This is a genomic window from Chloroflexota bacterium (assembly GCA_038040195.1).
Lineage (GTDB): Bacteria > Chloroflexota > Limnocylindria > QHBO01 > QHBO01 > DASTEQ01.
The window spans coordinates 156,673-174,893 of sequence record JBBPIR010000002.1 but is presented as its reverse complement, the minus strand read 5'-3'; the positions used below and the strand labels follow the sequence as shown (position 1 = coordinate 174,893).

The 18,221-nt window shown below is 69.8% G+C and carries 16 protein-coding genes and 1 riboswitch; of the genes, 6 read left to right on the top strand and 10 right to left on the bottom strand.

What is annotated here, in order from left to right:
* The 9 genes from AABM41_04930 to AABM41_04890 form a co-directional block, all read right to left on the bottom strand.
* On the bottom strand, window positions 1-1,355 hold a 1,355-nt coding region (locus tag AABM41_04930), incomplete at its 3' end, for a S8 family serine peptidase (GenBank protein MEK6191656.1).
* Window positions 1,356-1,459: 104 nt separating this feature from the next.
* Window positions 1,460-1,548, bottom strand: a riboswitch (cyclic di-GMP riboswitch).
* Between the two features lie 39 nt (window positions 1,549-1,587).
* Window positions 1,588-2,160, bottom strand: a complete 573-nt coding sequence (locus AABM41_04925) for a regulatory protein RecX (GenBank protein ID MEK6191655.1) — start codon at window positions 2,158-2,160, stop codon at window positions 1,588-1,590.
* Window positions 2,157-3,242, bottom strand: a complete 1,086-nt coding sequence (gene recA / locus AABM41_04920; protein ID MEK6191654.1) for a recombinase RecA — start codon at window positions 3,240-3,242, stop codon at window positions 2,157-2,159. Before recA ends, AABM41_04925 begins: the two co-directional genes overlap by 4 nt.
* A 44-nt stretch (window positions 3,243-3,286) precedes the next feature.
* On the bottom strand, window positions 3,287-3,442 hold the full coding sequence (locus AABM41_04915) for a hypothetical protein (protein ID MEK6191653.1): 156 nt from the start codon (window positions 3,440-3,442) through the stop codon (window positions 3,287-3,289).
* Window positions 3,443-3,448: 6 nt separating this feature from the next.
* A complete protein-coding gene (gene tgt, locus AABM41_04910; protein ID MEK6191652.1) occupies window positions 3,449-4,651 on the bottom strand; it encodes a tRNA guanosine(34) transglycosylase Tgt in 1,203 nt (400 codons plus the stop codon).
* A 24-nt stretch (window positions 4,652-4,675) separates the two neighbouring features.
* On the bottom strand, window positions 4,676-5,749 hold the full coding sequence (gene queA, locus AABM41_04905; protein MEK6191651.1) for a tRNA preQ1(34) S-adenosylmethionine ribosyltransferase-isomerase QueA: 1,074 nt from the start codon (window positions 5,747-5,749) through the stop codon (window positions 4,676-4,678).
* Between the two features lie 70 nt (window positions 5,750-5,819).
* The gene (locus AABM41_04900; protein ID MEK6191650.1) at window positions 5,820-7,172 is read right to left on the bottom strand and encodes an NCS2 family permease; all 1,353 of its coding nucleotides are present in this window, start codon (window positions 7,170-7,172) and stop codon (window positions 5,820-5,822) included.
* A 173-nt stretch (window positions 7,173-7,345) separates the two neighbouring features.
* Window positions 7,346-8,395, bottom strand: a complete 1,050-nt coding sequence (gene ruvB / locus AABM41_04895) for a Holliday junction branch migration DNA helicase RuvB (GenBank protein MEK6191649.1) — start codon at window positions 8,393-8,395, stop codon at window positions 7,346-7,348.
* Window positions 8,396-8,404: 9 nt separating this feature from the next.
* Window positions 8,405-8,977 (bottom strand): nucleotidyltransferase family protein, encoded by a 573-nt coding sequence (locus tag AABM41_04890; GenBank protein MEK6191648.1) that lies wholly within the window; start codon window positions 8,975-8,977, stop codon window positions 8,405-8,407.
* A gap of 9 nt (window positions 8,978-8,986) precedes the next feature.
* Between AABM41_04890 and AABM41_04885 the strand changes: the two genes are divergently transcribed.
* Genes AABM41_04885 through AABM41_04860 form a run of 6 tightly spaced genes read left to right on the top strand, consistent with a single transcriptional unit; the run spans window position 8,987 to window position 17,942 of the window.
* Window positions 8,987-9,967, top strand: coding sequence for an XdhC family protein (locus AABM41_04885; GenBank protein MEK6191647.1), 981 nt, complete (start codon window positions 8,987-8,989; stop codon window positions 9,965-9,967).
* Window positions 9,964-11,553 carry an amidohydrolase family protein gene (locus tag AABM41_04880; protein MEK6191646.1) on the top strand — a complete coding sequence of 530 codons (1,590 nt, stop codon included), beginning with the start codon at window positions 9,964-9,966 and terminating at the stop codon, window positions 11,551-11,553. Before AABM41_04885 ends, AABM41_04880 begins: the two co-directional genes overlap by 4 nt.
* 13 nt (window positions 11,554-11,566) lie before the next feature.
* Window positions 11,567-13,852, top strand: a complete 2,286-nt coding sequence (locus tag AABM41_04875) for a xanthine dehydrogenase family protein molybdopterin-binding subunit (protein ID MEK6191645.1) — start codon at window positions 11,567-11,569, stop codon at window positions 13,850-13,852.
* Window positions 13,849-14,331: a (2Fe-2S)-binding protein gene (locus tag AABM41_04870; GenBank protein MEK6191644.1), complete on the top strand. Its 483-nt coding sequence runs from the start codon at window positions 13,849-13,851 to the stop codon at window positions 14,329-14,331. The genes AABM41_04875 and AABM41_04870 overlap by 4 nt, the downstream gene beginning before the upstream one ends.
* Window positions 14,332-14,334: 3 nt before the next feature.
* Window positions 14,335-15,195 (top strand): xanthine dehydrogenase family protein subunit M, encoded by an 861-nt coding sequence (locus AABM41_04865; GenBank protein MEK6191643.1) that lies wholly within the window; start codon window positions 14,335-14,337, stop codon window positions 15,193-15,195.
* Complete coding sequence (locus tag AABM41_04860) at window positions 15,192-17,942, top strand: tetratricopeptide repeat protein (protein ID MEK6191642.1); 2,751 nt, start codon at window positions 15,192-15,194, stop codon at window positions 17,940-17,942. The genes AABM41_04865 and AABM41_04860 overlap by 4 nt, the downstream gene beginning before the upstream one ends.
* Here the strand turns inward: AABM41_04860 and AABM41_04855 are convergent.
* On the bottom strand, window positions 17,939-18,190 hold the full coding sequence (locus tag AABM41_04855; GenBank protein MEK6191641.1) for a DUF4242 domain-containing protein: 252 nt from the start codon (window positions 18,188-18,190) through the stop codon (window positions 17,939-17,941). The genes AABM41_04860 and AABM41_04855 overlap by 4 nt on opposite strands.
* Window positions 18,191-18,221 lie beyond the last annotated feature (31 nt).

Genomic DNA, 18,221 nt, shown 5'->3' with positions numbered 1-18,221 from the left:
GCGTCGAATGCGTGCCCGAAGATGTCCTGCTCTCCGGTGAGAATCACGCCGTCGTCCGTCACGTGGTCGGTACCGCGAGACAGCTCGAGGGATCCGACGCCGGTGGAGGCAACGTCCCAGGTGCCGAAGCCCAAAGGAAGAGACGCGCTCAGCATCGGCTGGAGGTCGATCTCGCCCTTGCCCTGGAGTCGTGGAGTGACGCTCAGTGAAACCGCGTTTGCGCTCAGGAACGCACGCACCTGATCTGGCGGCATCGCCGGATACTTCTGGAGAATGAGGGCCACCGCTCCGGAGGTGATCGCGGCTGACTGGCTGGTCCCACTGCCCCGGAAGTAGCGGCTGTCGATGATCCCGCCCGGGTAGGTCATGTCGAGATACGAGTTCGGGACCCGCAGTCCCTGCATGTGCGACCCGAATGCGACGACGTCAGGCTTCCGCGTGTTCCCATTGGCCGCGACCGCCGAGTAGCTGGCAATCGTGTCGTCCCACAGGGCCGACGTGCCCATCGAATCCGACCCGCCGACTGCGATCGTGTATGGGTCGTAGGCAGGGTTCGCGAGGCCTGGTGCACCAGATCCTCGCTGATAGCCGCTGTTGCCGGCGGCCGCGACGACCACGATGCCATGCTTCCAGGCCTGCTCCGTGGCGTAGGCGAGAGGGTCAACGAGATATGACTGTGTCGTGTTCGTCCCATAGGCGATGTTGAGGACGCGGATGTTCAGCCCGTCGGAGTTACGGTTCTGGACCACCCAGTCGATGGCCGCGATCACCTGCGAGACGTCCACCCCCCCATCGGCCACGCCGACCTTGATACTCACGATTCGGGCATCGGGCGCCATTCCGCGGTAGAGCGATGGCGAGGCGGCGGCGTACGGCTGTTGAAGCCCGGAATCCTTCCCGGCGATGAGACCGGCCGTGAACGTGCCGTGTCCATTGGTGTCGAGGTTCCGGAGATGGGGTGCCTGCGACTCGAGGGAGAGATCAGGGCCGTACAGGACTTTGCCGGGGGTCGCGAGTCCCTCGACCGGGCTGACGCCGGTGTCGATGACCGCGACATCGATTCCTGCCCCCGTGTATCCGGCCTGCCACCAGGAGGCGGCACCGATCCAGCTGGTGGTGTTCGCCATCGAGTACGGATCGGTGGCTGGATCGTAGGCCGCGCCCAGGGACGCGGCGGGAGCCACGGCTGAAACGAGCACACCGACGCTGGCCAGGACTGTCGCGAAGCGATGTGGTCGGGGGAGCAACGGGCGGCGCACGCGGGGCGTGTCCCCAGACTTGAAGTACTCCCACGACACGCCAAGCAGGATGGCCACGCGCCCAAGGACGCGGCCGCCACGTGTCGTGGCGGGCATGACGAAAGCGCGGTCAACGGCTCGGTCAGATCGAGCGTTGCAACCCGCGCCTGCGGAACCGACTGCCTGCATCATTCTTCCCTTCACTGAATGATGCGAGGGCTTGTGGCGGCCTGGCTATCTCGCGAGGATTGACCTCAAGAGACCCCTGGCTTTGCGTCCCCACCTCGCGGCGGGTTTGCCTTTTTCAGGCCATCGCCTGCAGTGACGCGCCTCGTCACCTGCTGCGAGGCTACCCTCCCGTGTGGAGAGACCCATCCCCTCCGGGAGTACCGAGGTCCTTGGTACTTTCGGCGGCACCGCGCTGACGGAGCACGGCCCGGGCGGTGGCCGGGCCGAAGCCGCGGCGGACGAGGAACATGCCGAGCCGCTGCAGGGCGCGGCCATCCTCGGGGAACGGTCGCCCGCGGAGGTGCCGTTCGAGCGCCGCCGCTGCGCGCTCCTCCTCGCTCAGCGCGGGGTCGCCTGCGGTGTCGGTCCGGAGCGTGTCGATGACCGCGGCCGGAACGCGCTTGGCGCGCAGCTCGCTCTCGAGTGCCATCCGGCCGCGGGGCGCATGGCGGTCGCGCTGCTCCACCCACCACCGGGCGAAGGCGACATCGTCCACCAGGCCGAGGCGCGCCAGCCGGTTCAGGGCGGCGCGGACGACGCCGTCCGCGGCGCCCGCGCGACGTAGCCGCTGCTCGACCTCCCAGTGCGAGCGCGGACGCGTTCCGAGGAAGCGACCCGCAATCTCGAAAGCTTGCTCAGCGTCGGGTGGCGGGCGCGGCTCACGGGCCGCCTTCTTTGCCCTGGCGCCGCTCACGCTCCGCTCAGGCCGTCTCCCGTCTCGGACTCTGCCTCGGGCGCGGGGCCGCGGACCGTGATGGTTGCCACCCGACCGCGAATCTCGTCCTCGATCGTTTCGGCCATGCGCGGGTTGGCCTTCAGGAACTCGCGGGAGTTCTCGCGACCCTGCCCCAGGCGGGTGTCGCCGTAGTTGAACCAGGCGCCGGTCTTGGACAGCACCCCGGACGCGATGCCAACGTCCAGCAGCCCCCCCTCGCGGCTGATGCCCTCGTTGTAGATGATGTCGAACTCGGCGACCCGGAATGGCGAAGCGACCTTGTTCTTGACGACCTTCACCCGGGTCCGGCTGCCGAACGCATCGGTCCCGTTCTTGAGAGTCTCGATGCGCCGAATGTCCAGCCGGATGGAGGCGTAGAACTTCAGGGCTCGCCCGCCCGGGGTCGTCTCCGGGTTGCCGAACATGACGCCGATCTTCTCGCGCAGCTGGTTGGTGAAGATCAGGGCCGTGTTCGAGCGGCTCACCGCACCGGTCAGCTTGCGCAGCGCCTGGCTCATGAGGCGCGCCTGGAGGCCGACGAACGAGTCCCCCATCTCGCCCTCGATCTCGGCCCGGGGCACCAGGGCAGCCACCGAGTCGACGATCACGGCGTCCACCCCGTTGCTGCGGATCAGGGTCTCGGCGATCTCGAGCGCCTGCTCCCCGGTGTCCGGCTGGCTGACCAGCAGCTCATCGACGTTGACGCCCAGGTTGCGGGCGTAAGTGGGATCCAGGGCGTGCTCGGCGTCGATGAAGGCCACGATCCCGCCCGCCCGCTGGGCGTTGGCCGCGATGTGGTAGCCCAGCGTCGTCTTGCCGCTCGATTCGGGGCCGAAGATCTCGGTGATCCGGCCGCGCGGGACGCCGCCCACGCCGGTCGCCAGGTCCAGCGCAATGGACCCGGTGGGGATGACATCCACGGCCATCTTGGCACCCGTGTCCCCGAGACGCATGATCGAGCCCTGCCCGAACTGCTTTTCGATCTGGAGGATGGCGGCGTCGACCGCGCGGGCGCGCTCGCCGTTGGCCTGAGTCTTGGGGGCGGCCGCGGTGGCGTCCATGCGTTGTCCGTGCTCCTTCCGGTCTGCCTGGGTGGCTCCGCGGGTCACCCGGCGTCGGGCTCGTCGCGCGGCTTGCGCCTGGGCTTGATGACCTCCACGGTCATGGGCTCATAGACCATGGGCGGGGCGGCCTTGTGGGCCTTGTCCTTGTCCTTGGGTCTGCGCTTGGCCTGTTTCTTGGGGCGGTCTCGGTTTCCCATCGGCGTTCACTCGTCCAGGCGGGGGTCCGAGGCAAGGTCAGTCTCGGAGTGGGCCTGTATCGGTCCATTACCAGTCGATTGCGGGTCGTCGCTCGGAGCGGCGAACTGGCTCGTCACGCGGTTGCGAAGGGCCTGATAACCGCCATCGCGGAGCCCCTGGCGGATGGCCCGCATCAGGTCGAGAGTATAGGTGAGGTTGTGGACCGAGGTGAGCCGATGGACGAGCAGCTCGCCGGCCCGGAACAGGTGCGCGAGGTAGGCCCGCGAGTAATCCCGGCAGGTCTCGCACGCGCATACGTCGTCCACCGGCTGCGGGTCGTCCAGCAGGGCCGCGTTGCCCAGCCGGAGGCGCCCGTGGGAGGTCCACAGCTGGCCGTGGCGAGCCAGGCGGGTGGGCAGAACGCAGTCGAACAGGTCCACCCCGTGCTCGATGGCCACGAAGAAGTCGTCCGGCGCCCCCACCCCCATCAGGTAGCGCGGGCGCGGATCGTCGCCCAGGACGCCGGCCACGACCTCCAGCGCGTCTGCCATCTCGGCTTTCGACTCCCCCACCGACAAGCCGCCGATGGCGATGCCTTCGAACGGCAAGGCGGCGATGGCTCGCGCGGATTCGGCCCGCAAGCTGCGGTCAACGCCGCCCTGCACGATCCCGAACACGGCCTGGTCCGCCCGACTGCGGGCCTCGAGTGAGCGGCCGGCCCATCCATGGGTGCGCTCCATCGCATCCCGGACGGCTTCGGTCGAAGAGCCGGATCCGACGAGGTGATCGAGGACCATGGCAATGTCGCTCCCCAGCGCCTCCTGGATCTCGATGGCGCGCTCGGGCGTCAGCCGCTGCGCCGATCCGTCCAGGTGCGAGGCGAAGGTCACGCCATCGTCATCGACCGTTCGGAGGTGACCCAGACTGAACACCTGAAACCCGCCGGAATCGGTCAGGATCGGTCCATCCCAGGCCATGAACCGATGCAGGCCGCCCAGGCGCGCGATCCGATCCTCGCCCGGCCGTAGCGACAGGTGGTACGTGTTGGCGAGCAGGATCTGCGTCCCGGTCGCTCGCAGGTCGGTGGGGGTGACCGCTTTCACGCTGGCCTGGGTGCCGACCGGCATGAACTGGGGCGTGTCGACGGTCCCGTGGGCTGTCTCCAAGATCCCCAGCCGGGCACGGGCCACGCCACCCGGCTTGAAGCTGAACTGGATCGGCGGCGGCACGGGCCGAGGATACCGGCCGGCCTGCTAGACGATGAGCATGGCGTCCCCGAACGAGTAGAAGCGATAGCCCGACCCCAGCGCCGCGTGGTAGGCGGCGAGGAGCGTGTCGCGTGCCTCGAGTGGGGTGCTGCCAGGCAAGCCGTCCTGGACGAAGGCCGTGACCAGGAGCAGGAGCGAGCTGCGCGGGAGATGGAAGTTCGTGATCAGCGCTTCGAGAGCGGAAAACCGATGAGGCGGCACCAGGTACAGGTCCGTCCAGCCCTCGGGCTCACCGGTTCGGGTCAGCGTCTCGAGGACGCGGGTGGTCGTCGTGCCCACGGCCACGACCCGCGCGCCCCGTTCCCGGGCGGCGGTGAGGGCGATGAGGGTGGCCGGTGGCGCCGTGTACCACTCGCGATGGATGTGGTGCTCGTCGACATACGTGCCGTCCAGGGGTTGGAACGTGTCGAGCCCGACGTGGAGGGTCACCGCGGCCCGATTGATCCCAGCGCGCTCCAGCCCGTCGAGGAGGGCAGGGGTGAAGTGGAGGCCGGCGGTGGGCGCCGCGGCCGAGCCGGGTGGCTCGGCATAGACGGTCTGATATCGCTCGTCCGGGGCATCGCGCGCGGTGATGTATGGCGGGAGTGGCATCTCGCCCGCCTCGGCCATGACGGTGTCCGCCTCGCGTGCGAAGGCGACAGCCCGAGTCCCATCCCCCACCCACCCGCCGATGACGAGCTCATCTCCGGTGGGGAGCCGCACGGTAGCACCGTCCCGCAGGCGACGCGACGGACGGACGAGTGCCTCCCAGCGACCATCAGGCAGCGGGCGCAGGAGGAGGACTTCGGCCGCTCCCCCACCGGAACGCCGGCCCCGCAGCCGAGCTCGCAGGACGCGGCTGTCGTTCACGACCAGCAGGTCTCCGGGATGGAGCCAGTTGCGAATGTCCGCGAAGCTGGCCTGGGTCACCGCGGGCTCCCCGCGACGCGACGCCGCCCGATCGAGGATCAGGAGCCGGCTGGCGTCCCGCGGCTCGGCCGGGGTCTGGGCCACGGCCTCGATCGGGAGGTCGTAGTCAAAGTCGTCAACGCGGAGGCGGCGAGGGTCCGGATCGTTCACCGACAGAGGCTAGCGGCAAACACAGCGCCCGGCCGGGTGGCCCGGCCGGGCGCCATCGGTACCCAGACGGTCAGAGGTATGTCTGGATCAGCGCCTGGGCGAAGTACAGCAGGAACGCCACAAAGACGAGCCACATCAGCCAGTGGACTTCCGCCCACGTGCGGGTGACCACTTTGAGGATGACCCACATGACGATGCCGGCCCCGATACCGATGGTGATCGTGAAGGTCAATGGCATCAGGATCATGATCAGCAGCGCCGGGAAGCCGATGACGACGTCTCGGGCGTCGATCTCGCCGATCTGGGTGAACATCAGATAGCCGACCAGCACAAGGGCCGGGGCCGTGGCCGCCAGCGGGATGATCTGGACAATCGGCGCCAGGAAGATGACCGCCAGGAAGAGCAGCCCGGTGACGACCGAAGTCATCCCGGTCCGGCCGCCGTCCCCTACCCCGGCTGCGCTCTCGATATACGTGGTGTTCGAGCTCACCCCGGCCGCACCTCCGACGGCGGCCGCGAGGCCATCAATGAACAGGACGCGCCCGACGCCGGGAACCGTCCCATCTTCTTCGGTCAGGCCCGCCTCGGCGGCGACGCCGGTCACGGTGCCCATGGTGTCGAAGAAGTCGCTCAGCATGATCGTGAAGATCGCCAGGATTGCGGCCAGCACGCCGGCCTCAATCGTGAAGATCCCGCCGAGGTCCTGGAGACCGAGACCCAGAGTGCTGAAGCTCGGGGTCCAGGTGAATTCAGTTGGTAGGGGCTGAACACCGGTGAGGATGGCCAGCACCGTGGTCGCCGCGATGCTGATGATCAGCGCACCCTTGATCTTCAGGGCCCAGAGGGCGGCCGTAAGCAGCAGACCGGCCAGGAAGACGAAGTGGGCGGTTGTGGTCGGGAAGACGAAGGTGAGGGGCGGCGGGGGTGGTGCGAACTCGGGCGTGACGCCCACGATGAGTCCGCCATCCCAGAAGCCGATGAACAGGATGAACAGGCCGATGCCGACGCCGATGGCACGTTTCAGGCCGAGCGGCACCGCATTCATGATCGCCTCCCGCAGGCCGATCACGACCAGCAGGGTGATGATCACACCCTCGATGACGATCACGCCCATCGCCTGGGCAGCCGTCATCCCGAGGCCGAGGACCAGGAAGAAGGCGACCACCGCATTCAGGCCGAGTCCGGCTGCCAGGGCAAACGGATAGTTGGTGATGAGACCCATGGCCAGGGTCATGATTCCGGCCACCAGCGCCGTCCCGGCCGCCACGGCCACCGGGTCGAGCCCCATCGGCCCGGCGATGATCGCCGGATTGAGCGCAACGATGTACACCATCACCAAGAAGGTGGTGATGCCGGCCCGGATCTCGGTGCCGAACGTGGTACCCCGTTCCTGGAATTTGAAGAACGAAGTTAACGGTTCCACGCTGGTGGGACCCTCCTCACTCCCGGGGCCGACGCCGCACCAAGGGCCTGGGTGCGTGACGCGACCCGGAGGCCGATCCTACCCCCCGTCGAACGCCGGGTCGGGGGTATTTCTGCGCGGTCGCTTCGCGAGGCAGAGCGGCCGCCACGAGGGCGGATGTGGGGCGCTGAAATCTAGTCGAAAAGGCCCCGCTGATCGGCCCCCACGGGGGCCGGCTCGGCGGGTGGCGTCAGCCCCAGATGGGCCCAGGCGCCGGGGGTCAGCTGTCGCCCGCGCGACGTTCGGGCCAGTAGCCCGGCCTGGATGAGGTACGGCTCCACCACGTCTTCGATCGTCTCCACCGGCTCACTGATGGTGGCCGCCATGGTCTGCAGGCCCACCGGACCTCCCCCGTGGTGTTCGGCAATCGCGGTCAGCAGCTGGCGGTCCAGGGTGTCCAGGCCGCGCTCGTCGATGTCCAGCAGCCCCAACGCCGCCTCCGACGCCGCGGCCGTGGCCCGCCCGTCCCCGTCGCCCCGCACCTGGGCGTAATCGCGGACCCGCTTGAGGAGCCGGTTGGCGATCCGCGGCGTGCCGCGACTCCGGCGCGCGATGAGCTCCGCTGCTTCGTCATCCAACGGAATGTCGAGGATGCCGGCGCTGCGGTGGAGGATGGTGACCAGGTCGGCATCGATGTAGTAGTCCAGCCGATGGGTGACCCCGAACCTGTCGCGCAGCGGTCCGGTGATGCTCCCCACCCGAGTGGTGGCGCCGATGACTGTGATCGGCTCGATCTGCAGCCGCACGGTCCGCGCCCCCGGGCCCTTGCCCAGCACGATGTCGAGCACGAAGTCCTCCATGGCCGGATACAGGACCTCCTCGACCACGTGCGACAGGCGATGGATCTCGTCGATGAACAGGACGTCCCCGCGCTGCAGGCCGGTCAGGATGGCGGCCAGGTCGCCGGCCCGCTCGATGGCCGGTCCCGACGTCGTTCGCAGCTGGGCCCCCAGCTCGGCGGCCACGATGGTGGCCAGGGTCGTCTTGCCCAGCCCCGGCGGGCCGTAGAGCAGGATGTGGTCGACCGGCTCCTGCCGCTGGCGCGCGGCGTCGATGAGGATGGCCAAGTTCTCCTTGATCCGTTCCTGCCCGGCGAACTCGTCCAGGCGGCGCGGCCGAACGGTGGCCTCGAGCGTCCGCTCCTCCTCGAGCACCTCCGCGCTGCCGACCCGTTCGATGGTCATGGCCGCAGTCTAGCCCGCCTCCAGGCGGGCCAGGTCCTGTCGGGTGTCGATGTCCGGCGCGTGCGAAGGCACGGGGACCGCATGGACCAGGACGGGGTTGCGGTGGAAGACCTCTCGCAGACCGATGTCACCGGCCAGCGTCGCCACCACGGGGAATGCCTCGGGTTCGAGGAGCACCGGCGGCGCGAGGCGGCCACCCGACTGGGCGGCGAGGATGGGGCGCGTCCCGCGAGCGGCGAGCACGGCCGCGATGCTCTCCGGGGCCAGGGTGGGCTGGTCCACCAGCAGCACCACGGCCGCCTGGCCCGGAGGCACGGCGCCGATGCCGAGCTGCAGCGACGAGCTGAGCCCTCGCTCCGGTTTCGGGTTGACCACGGGAATGACGCCCTCCGGGGCGTCTGGGGTGCCGGAAACCACGGCGATGACCGGCTCCAGCCCCGCAGCCCGCGCCAGGGCAGCAACATGCGCGAGCAGGGTCCGCCCCCGCAGCCGCGCGACCGCCTTGGGCCCGCCGAAGCGTCGTCCCAGGCCCGCGGCCAGGATCACCGCGGCCACCTCCGATCGGTCCTCCATGGGCGGCATACTGGACCCATGATCGACGAGGCGCTGGCGGCTCTGCGCGCCTGGCGCAAGGAGGGTCAGGACGCGGCCTTGGCGACCGTGGTGCGGGTCGAGGGGTCGGCCCCACGCGGGGTGGGGGCCAAGCTGGCGGTGTCTGCCGAAGGCCAGATGGCGGGCTCGGTCAGCGGGGGCTGCGTGGAAGGCGATGTCGTCGAGCATGCCCGCGCGGTGCTGCGGAGCGGGGAATCGGTCCTGCGCCGCTACGGGATCAGCGATGACCAGGGCCTGGAAGTGGGTCTCATGTGCGGCGGCAGCATCGAGGTTCTGATCGAGCCCGTGCGCGGGCACAGCGCTTCGTTGGTCGAGCTCTTCACCGCCCTGATCGCCGCAGGCAAGCCGGCGGCCCGGGAGATCGGCATCACAGGAACCGCGGTGGGGACGCAACGCGTCCTGGACGGTCAGGAAGCAGTGGCTGCGACCGACGGGTCCGACGCGGTCTACGACCGTGCGCTGCCGGCGCCGCGGGTCTGGATCGTGGGCGCGGGCCACATCGCCGAGCACGTGGCCGCGTTTGCGGCGCGGGCGGGCCTGACCCCGCTGGTGGTCGACCCGCGGCGGTTGTTCGCTGAGCAGCCACGCCTCGAGGGCCTGGAGGTCATCGCCGACTGGCCGGATCGCGCGTTCGCGGCCCGCGAACTGCGGCCCGACGACTCGGTGGTCGTCCTGTCCCACGACCCGAAGATCGACGAGCCGGCCCTGGTGGCGGCGCTGAGCGCGGACATCGGCTACGTGGGCGCCATCGGCAGCCAGCGTGCCCAGGCGGACCGTCGCGCGCGCCTTCGAGCAGCCGGCGTGGACGACGCGCATCTGGCCCGCCTGCACGCGCCCATCGGCCTCGACCTGGGCGGCCGGGAGCCGGCCGAGATCGGCCTGGCCATCGTGGCCGAGCTGGTCGCCGCGCGTCATGGTCGGGAGGGAGGGCCGATGCCCAGACCGAACAGCGGCTCGTGACCGACCTCCTCATCATTGGCGGGACGCTGGTGGACGGCAGCGGAGCGCCGGGTCGAGCCGGGTCGCTGGCCGTGGCCGACGGTCGCCTGCGCCTGCTGGATACGGACCAGCCCTCGCCGCCCGCCGGGCGCGTGATCGACGCCGCCGGTCTGGTGGTGGCGCCGGGGTTCATCGACCTTCATTCACACTCCGGGCTGTGGCTGCTGCACGAGCCGCTCCATGAGCCCAAGGTCCGCCAGGGAGTGACGACCGAGGTCATCGGCGTCGACGGCCTGTCGTACGCACCGATGTCGAGGGCATCCGACTTGGCGTCCCTGGTCGAGATGAACGCGGGGCTCGACGGGCGGCCCGACGTGGCGCTGGACTGGGACACGGTGGCCAGCTACCTCGGCCGATTTGACGGCCAGGTGGCGGTCAACGTCGCGTTCCTGATCGGAAACTCCGCGCTCCGGATCTGCGCCATGGGCTGGGACGACATCCCCGCCGATCACATGGCCATGTCCGACATGCGAGCCATGCTGCGCGAGGGAATGGCCGAGGGCGCGTACGGGGTCTCGAGCGGACTGGATTACCCACCCGGGTCGTACGCCAGCATGGGGGAACTGGCCGATCTAACGGCCGCCGCCGCGCGGCACGGCGGCTTCTACCACACCCACGTCCGATACGATCTGGGTGACCGCTACCTCGACCCGTTCCGCGAGGCGCTCCAGATCGGCGAGATGGCGGACGGGCCGGTCCACCTCACCCACTTCTACCACCGGCAGACCTATCCGGGGGGTCATGAGCCGATGCTGGCGCTGGTCGACGATGCGCGGGACGCGGGTCGCGACGTGACGTTCGACACCTACCCGTACGAGTGGGCCTCCACGCGGCTTCTCATCCAGGTCCCGCAGTGGGTGCAGGCCGGCGGGCCCGGGCCGCTCAAGGAGCGACTCGCCGACGCCACGATCCGCCGCCGCCTGCACGACGAGATCCAGCGTCACGGACCGGCCCACGGTGCCCCGCTGGATTGGGGGGACGTCCGCCTGGGTGCCTTCGCCACCGAGGCCAACCAACGCTGGGAGGGCCTCACGCTCGAGGATGTCGGTCGCGAGCTGGGGGTCGACCCGATCGACGCCCTGTGCGACCTGTTGCTGGCCGAGGACCTGCGGATCAACCAGGTCACCCCCGGGCCGTGGTCCGAGACGCTCCCCCATTTCGTGGCCCACCCGGCGGGCATGGTTGGCACCGACTCGACGTTCATCGGTCTGAAGCCGTCCCCCCGCACCTACGGATCGTTCCCGCGGGTGCTGGGTCAGTTCGTCCGCGACGAGCGGCGCCTGTCGTTGGAAGAAGCGGTGCGCAAGATGACTTCCGCCCCCGCGGCGCGGTTGGGGCTCCGCGACCGCGGCCTGCTGCGCGACGGCTACGTCGCCGATCTGGTCGTCTTCGACCCGGCCCGCGTGCGTTCCAACGCGACCTACGACGAGCCGCGCCAGTTTCCCGACGGCATTGACTACGTGGTCGTCAACGGCACCGTGGTCGTGGATGGCGGCCGGCATACCGGCGCCCTGCCGGGCCGCGCCCTGCGCCACGGGCGGGACTAGATACCATGCCGCCGTGAGCACCCCGACGCTTCCCGAGACGCCGCTCCTCCTGGCACCCGGGACCATCGCCCCCGGGCGTACTCGTCCGGCTCTTCCCCTGCGCCGCGAAGGCCCCGAGAAGCTGACCGGGCTGGCCCAGTACGCCGACGACCTGGTCTTTCCGGGAGCCTGGTACGGGGCCACCGTCCGCTCCACCGAGCCCCACGCGCGCCTGCTGGGAATCGATCTTGACCCGGACTTCGACTGGTCCAAGGTGGTGGTCGTGACCGCGGCGGACATCCCCGGCGAGAACGTCGTGGCCCTGATCAAGGATGACCAGCCGGTGCTCGTCCCGGTCGGCGGCGAGATCCAGCACCAGGCCGAGCCGGTGTGCTTGCTGGCCGCGCCGGACCGTGATCTGCTGCGCGTGGCGAAGCGTCACGTCACGCTCCGCACCGAGCGCCTGCCGGCCATCTTCGACCCGCTGCTCTCAACACGTGAGTTCGCCCATTTCGAGCTGACGAAGGGCAACATCGAGGCTGGGCTGGCCGCCGCCGACATCGTGGTCGAGGGTGATTACCGGGTCGGCCACCAGGAGCAGCTGTACATTGAGAACCAGGCCATGATCGCCGTCCCCCGCCCCGACGGCGGGATCGAGGTCCACGGCTCGATGCAGTGCCCGTATTACATCCACAGCGCACTCAAGCGGGCTCTGAACCTGACCGATGCCAAGGCCGTGGTCATCCAGGCCGAGACGGGCGGGGGTTTCGGCGGCAAGGAGGAGTACCCCTCGATCATTGCCCTCCACGCCGCCCTGCTGGCCCAGCGGGTGGGCAAGCCGGTCAGGATGATCTACGACCGCCACGAGGACATCAGCGCCACCACCAAACGCCATCCGGCGTGGGTCCGGCACCGGACCGGGGTGACCCGTGACGGGGAGCTGGTGGCCCAGGACATCGAGGTCGTCATGGACGGCGGCGCGTACGTGACCCTGACCCCGGTCGTGCTCAGCCGCGGCACGATCCACGCCGGCGGGCCGTACGAGTGCCCCAACGTCCGAATCCGCGGCCGCGCCATGGCCACCAACACGCCTCCGAACGGGGCGTTCCGCGGCTTCGGTGCGCCGCAGACCGAGTTTGCGGCCGAGACCCAGGTCAACCGGATCGCGGAGCGCCTGGACCTCTCGCCGCTCGCCCTGCGCCGCAAATGGGTGTACCGGGAGGGCGGCGTGACGCCCACCGGGCAGGTGCTGCGCGAGAGCGTGGCCGGGCTGGAGGTGCTGGAGGCGGCGGCCCAGGCCAGCGAGTACGAGGGAGTCGCGGCACATACAAGAAAGGCGCGCGCTCAGCGCTCCGACGACGCGCATTCGGCGCGCGGCATCGGGATCGCCCTGGCCTGGCACGGCGCCGGCTTCACCGGCTCGGGCGAGGTGCATCTAGCCAGCGTCGCGTCGCTGGAGCTGACGGCGGACGGGAGGATCCGGATCCTGACCGCCTCGACCGAAATGGGTCAGGGGACGAAGACGATCTTCCCGCAGCTGGTCGGGGAAGCGCTGGAGATCAGCCCCGACGAGGTCGAGATCGCGCCCCAGGACACCTCCATCGTTCCCGACTCGGGCCCCACCGTGGCGTCCCGGACGGCGATGGTGGTCGGAGGCCTGCTGATCAAAGCCGCCCAGCGAATGCGCGCCCAGGTCGAGGAGGCTGCCGGGGGATCCTTTGCCGACACCTATCGGTCCTTCGCGGCCGAACACGGAAACCTGCGGGTGGACGAGCAGTTCCAGCCCTACCCGGGGGTCACGTTCGACGACGCGACCTACACCGGGGACGCCTACCCGTGCTTCGGCTGGGCCTGTGCGGTGGCCGAGGTGGAGGTCGACCTGGACACCGGGGAGGTGACGGTGCGCGACGTGGTGAGCGCCGACGAGATCGGCCACGTCATCCACCAGGTCATGGCCGAGGGCCAGGTCGAGGGCGGCTCGCTGCAGGCGGTCGGGTACGCGACCATCGAGGAGCTGAAGCTGGTCGACGGCCGCTACCTCAACGACCGGCTGGCGACGTATCTCATTCCCACCGCCATGGATGCGCCGCGCATCACCTCCATCCTGCTCGAGCATCCGTACAGCGGCGCGCCGCACGGGGCCAAGGGCGTGGGCGAGCTGCCCATGGACGTGGTGGCGCCCGCGGTGGTGGCGGCCATCCACGACGCGACCGGATCCTGGATCTGCGACCTGCCGGCCACTCCCGAGCGCGTGCTGGCGGCGTTGACGGGCTCGCCCGCCCCCGGACCGCCGGGGATCAGCGCGGAGCGCCCGGCATGACGTATCGGCTGACCGTGAACGGGATCGCCACCCAGGTCGAGTCGCCGGGCATGCGGCGCCTGCTGGACGTCCTGCGCGAGGACCTGGGCCTGACCGGCACCAAGGAGGGGTGCGGCGAGGGCGAGTGCGGAGCGTGCTCGGTGCTGATCGACGGTGAGGTCGTGGATTCCTGCCTGGTGCCGGTATGCCAGGTCGAAGGTGCGCGGGTGGACACGGTGGAGGGCCTGGCCGCGGCCGGTGCCCTGAATCTGCTGCAGGCCGCGTTCCTGGAGACCGGTGGCGCCCAGTGCGGGATCTGCACTCCCGGCATGCTCATGGCTGGGGAGGCGTTCCTGGCCAGCGGGATGGAGGCTACCGAGGAGGCCGTGCGGGAGGCGATTGCCGGCAACCTGTGCCGGTGCACCGGGTACACGAAGATCATCGACGCCATCGTCCTGGCCGATGCCCGTCGGTCGGGGACGGCGGAGGCCCAGGCCTGACCGATGCCGGCGGAGCCTCCTGTCGAGAGCCCGAGATCGCTGGCTGACGCCTATGGCCTGCTGACCGACGGCGGGGCGGCCTGGCGCCCGCTGGCTGGAGGAACCGATCTGCTGGTCCAGATCACGGGCGAGCTCGGTCCCCCGCCGGAGCGAGTCCTCGATATCTGGGCATTGGACGAGCTGCGTGGGATCAACCTGGGGGGCGACGAGCTGGTCATTGGTGCCCTGACGACGTACACCGAGCTGCGTCAATCGGCCCTGGTGGGTGAGCTGCTACCGGCCCTGGCCGAGGCATCGGCCACCATTGGGGCGGCCCAGATCCAGAACCGTGGCACCGTCGGCGGGAACCTGGTCAATGCCTCGCCTGCCGGCGATACGCTGCCCATCTGGCTGGCAACCGACTCGCTGGTCGTTCTGGGGAGTGCCGGCGGCGAACGTTCCGTGGCGGCGCTGGACTTCTTCACCGGGTATCGGGAGACCGCCCGTCGCGACGACGAGCTGGTTCTGCGGGTTCGCGTGCCGCTGCTCCCACGCCGCCGCGTCCGGTTCCGGAAGGTGGGGACGCGGCGCGCACAGGCGATCAGCAAGGTCGTCATGGCCGTGTCGTGGCACACCGGCGAGGACGGGGCCTGGATCGACACGCGCGTCGCGCTGGGCTCCGTGGCGGCCACTCCGGTCCGGGCTGGAGCCACGGAGGCCGCCCTCGACGGGCAGCAGCCGGTGCGTGCCGCGGCCGACGCGGCGGTGACCGCCCTGGAAGCCGAAATCCAGCCCATCGACGACGTCCGCTCCACGGCGAACTACCGCCGCCTGGTGGCGGGACGCGTCCTCCGCCGCTTGATCCGCGAGGAAGGCGGCTGGTGACCGAAAGTCCGCGCGGCGCCACCGTCACCCTGCTGTTCGTGGACATCGCCGGTTCCACCCGGATGCTGGCCGAGCTCGGCGACGACTACGGGGCCGTGCTGCGCGACTATCGCCGGCTGATGAGCACCGCCGCCGAAGTTGAACGGGGTGCCCTGGTGGACACGGCCGGTGACGGGCTCTTCTTCTCATTCCCCTCGGCGCGGGGTGCGGTGTCGGCCGCTCTCGCCGCCCAGCGATCGTTCCGCGACCACGCGTGGCACGCCGGTGCCAACCTCGAGGCGCGGATCGGGATCCACACCGGGGAGCCGGTGAGCTCCGACGCCATGCTGGTCGGCCTCGACGTGCATCGAGCGTCGCGCATCTGCGCGGCCGGCCATGGCGGCCAGATCCTGCTTTCGCTCACCACCCACGACCTACTTCGCGGCGAGACACCGGGCGGCGCGCTCCTGCGCGACCTTGGCGAGCATCGGCTCAAGGACCTGCCCCATCCGGAGCGGGTCTTCCAGGCCAGCGCCACGGACCTTCCGTCCGAGTTTCCGCCGTTGCGCTCGCTCGACAACTGGCCGAACAACCTGCCACGTCAGTTGTCCAGCTTCGTCGGCCGCGCCGAATCGCTGGCCGAGGCCAGCCAACGGCTGACGACGACCCCTCTGCTCACGCTCACCGGCCCGGGTGGCGTCGGGAAGACCCGTCTGGCGCTGGAAGTGGCCGCGCAAGCGATGGACCTCTTCCCGGATGGCGCTTGGGTGATCGAACTGGCCGTGCTGGGCGATGGATCGCTGGTTCCGGAGACCGTGGCAGCGACGCTGCGCGTCAAGGAACAGCCGGGCGTCTCCATCCTGACCACCCTCGCCCAGCACCTGGAGTCTCGCCGCCAGCTCCTCGTCTTTGACGACTGCGAGCACGTGCTCGAGCCCGCCGCGGAGGTCATCGACGCGCTCCTCCGCGCGTGCCGGAACCTCCGGGTGTTGGCCACCAGCCGCGAAGCGCTGGGCATCCGCGGCGAGAGCCTCTACCCGGTTCCCTCCATGGATCTGCCCAAGCCGGGCGACGCATCAGTCACCATGCTCGCCGAGTCAGAGGCGGTTCGCCTGTTCGTGGATCGCGCCAGGGCAGTCCAACCCGCATTCGTTCTCAACGAGCGGAACGCGGCGGCCGTGGTTCAGATCTGCCGGCGACTGGACGGCATCCCGCTCGCCATCGAACTGGCCGCGGCGCGCGTCAAGTCGTTGCCGCCAGAACAGATCGCGGCCCGGCTGGATGATCGATTCCGGCTGCTGACCGGCGGCAGCCGGATGGCACTGCCCCGGCATCGCACGCTCAAAGCAGCCATGGACTGGAGCTTCGACCTGCTGACCGATGCAGAACGGGCCCTGCTCATGCGTCTGTCGGTGTTCGTCGGCAGCTTCGGGTTGGACGCAGCCGAGGCGGTATGCGCCAACGACATCGTCGAGCGCGCCGACGTGTTGGACCTTCTCAGCCGGCTGATCGACCGCTCGCTGGTGGTCGCCGAGGAAGGCGCGGCCGAGGCCCGGTATCGGCTTCTGGAGACCGTTCGGCAATATGCCCAGGAGCGGCTCATCGAGGATGACCCGACCGGGGCGGTCCGTGCTCGACACCAGGCCTTCATGCTCGAGCTGGTGGAGCGCATCGCGCCGACCCTGTTCGCCGGACCGGCCGCCGGACCGGCGGTCGACCAGCTGGCGATCGAGCACGAGAACCTGCGCGCAGCGCTCCAGTGGAGCGACGATGACCCAGATGGAGCCGGCGCCGAACTGCGCCTGGCGGGCAACTTGTGGCGTTACTGGGAGATCGGCGGACACCTGGTCGAAGCTCGGAGCTGGCTGGCACGGGCCCTGGCCCGGACGGATGGCGAGATCTCGGAGCTGCGAGCCAACGCGCTGACCGGTCTTGGCAGCCTGGCCGCTCAGCAGGGCGACCTGCCCGCTGCCATCGAGGCCCATCAGGGCGCCCTGGATACCCAACGCCAGCTTGGGAATCAGAACGGCATCGCGTATGCCGGAAGCAACCTGGCCAACGTCTCCGTCGAGCGCGGAGATTACGGCCGGGCCCGCGAGTTATACGAAGAGTCGATTGCGATCCTCCGCGGCACGCGGGACACCCGGGGAGCTGCGTTCGGCCTGTTGAACCTGGCCGACGTGGCTGCTCGCCAGGGAGACGGTGACGAGGCACGCCAGCTGTCCGACCAGAGCATTGCGACCTTCCGGGCTGAGGGAGACTTCATGGGCGTCGCTTTGGCGCTCGGTCGAGCCGCGACCTTCAGCCTGCAGGACGGCGACACGGCCGAGGCCCGAGCTCGTCACGCGGAGGCTCTCGACATCTTCAGTCGTTTCGGTGACGGCCGGGGCGTGGCCCGGACGGAGATGTTCCTGGGCGACATCGCCGCGGTAGAGGGGAATCTGGCCGAGGCGGAGCGGCTCTATCGGTCCAGCATCGAGCAGCGACGTCAGCTGGGAGACCGTGGTGGGCTGGCCACCGCCTGCGACCGGTTGGCTCGGGTTGCCGCCGCTTCGCAACCCGAGTGGGCGGCGCGGCTCATGGGCTTCGCCGATGCGCAGCGTGAGGCGATCGGTGCGTCGCTGCCTCCGGCGGATGCTGCAGAGCGGGATCAGGTTCTGGCGGCGTTGGAGGGTGAGCTGGGGCGCGGACCCCTCACCGGCGTGCGAGCGGCGGGCCGTCGTCTTTCGTTGGAGGTCGTGCTGGCGGACGCCAGCCGGGTGAGCTAGACCCCCTCCTGGACCTCCTGGATGCGGTCCGCCAGCAGTCCGTGCGCCTCACGATGGACGTCCTCGGCGGCCTGGGCGCTGGGCGCGTCGACCAGGCAGAACACCTTGCCCGTCGCTTCGTCGTACCAGTAGCGCAGGTACGACACGGCGTACTTCGGGCCGACCTCGAGGTCACGCGCGTGGGCCTGCGCCACGGCTTCCCCAGTCAGACCGGGAATGTGGTCGTGAGTGTCAAGATAGAGGGGCATGCCGGCGTTCGTCTCCTGGTCGACAATCGCG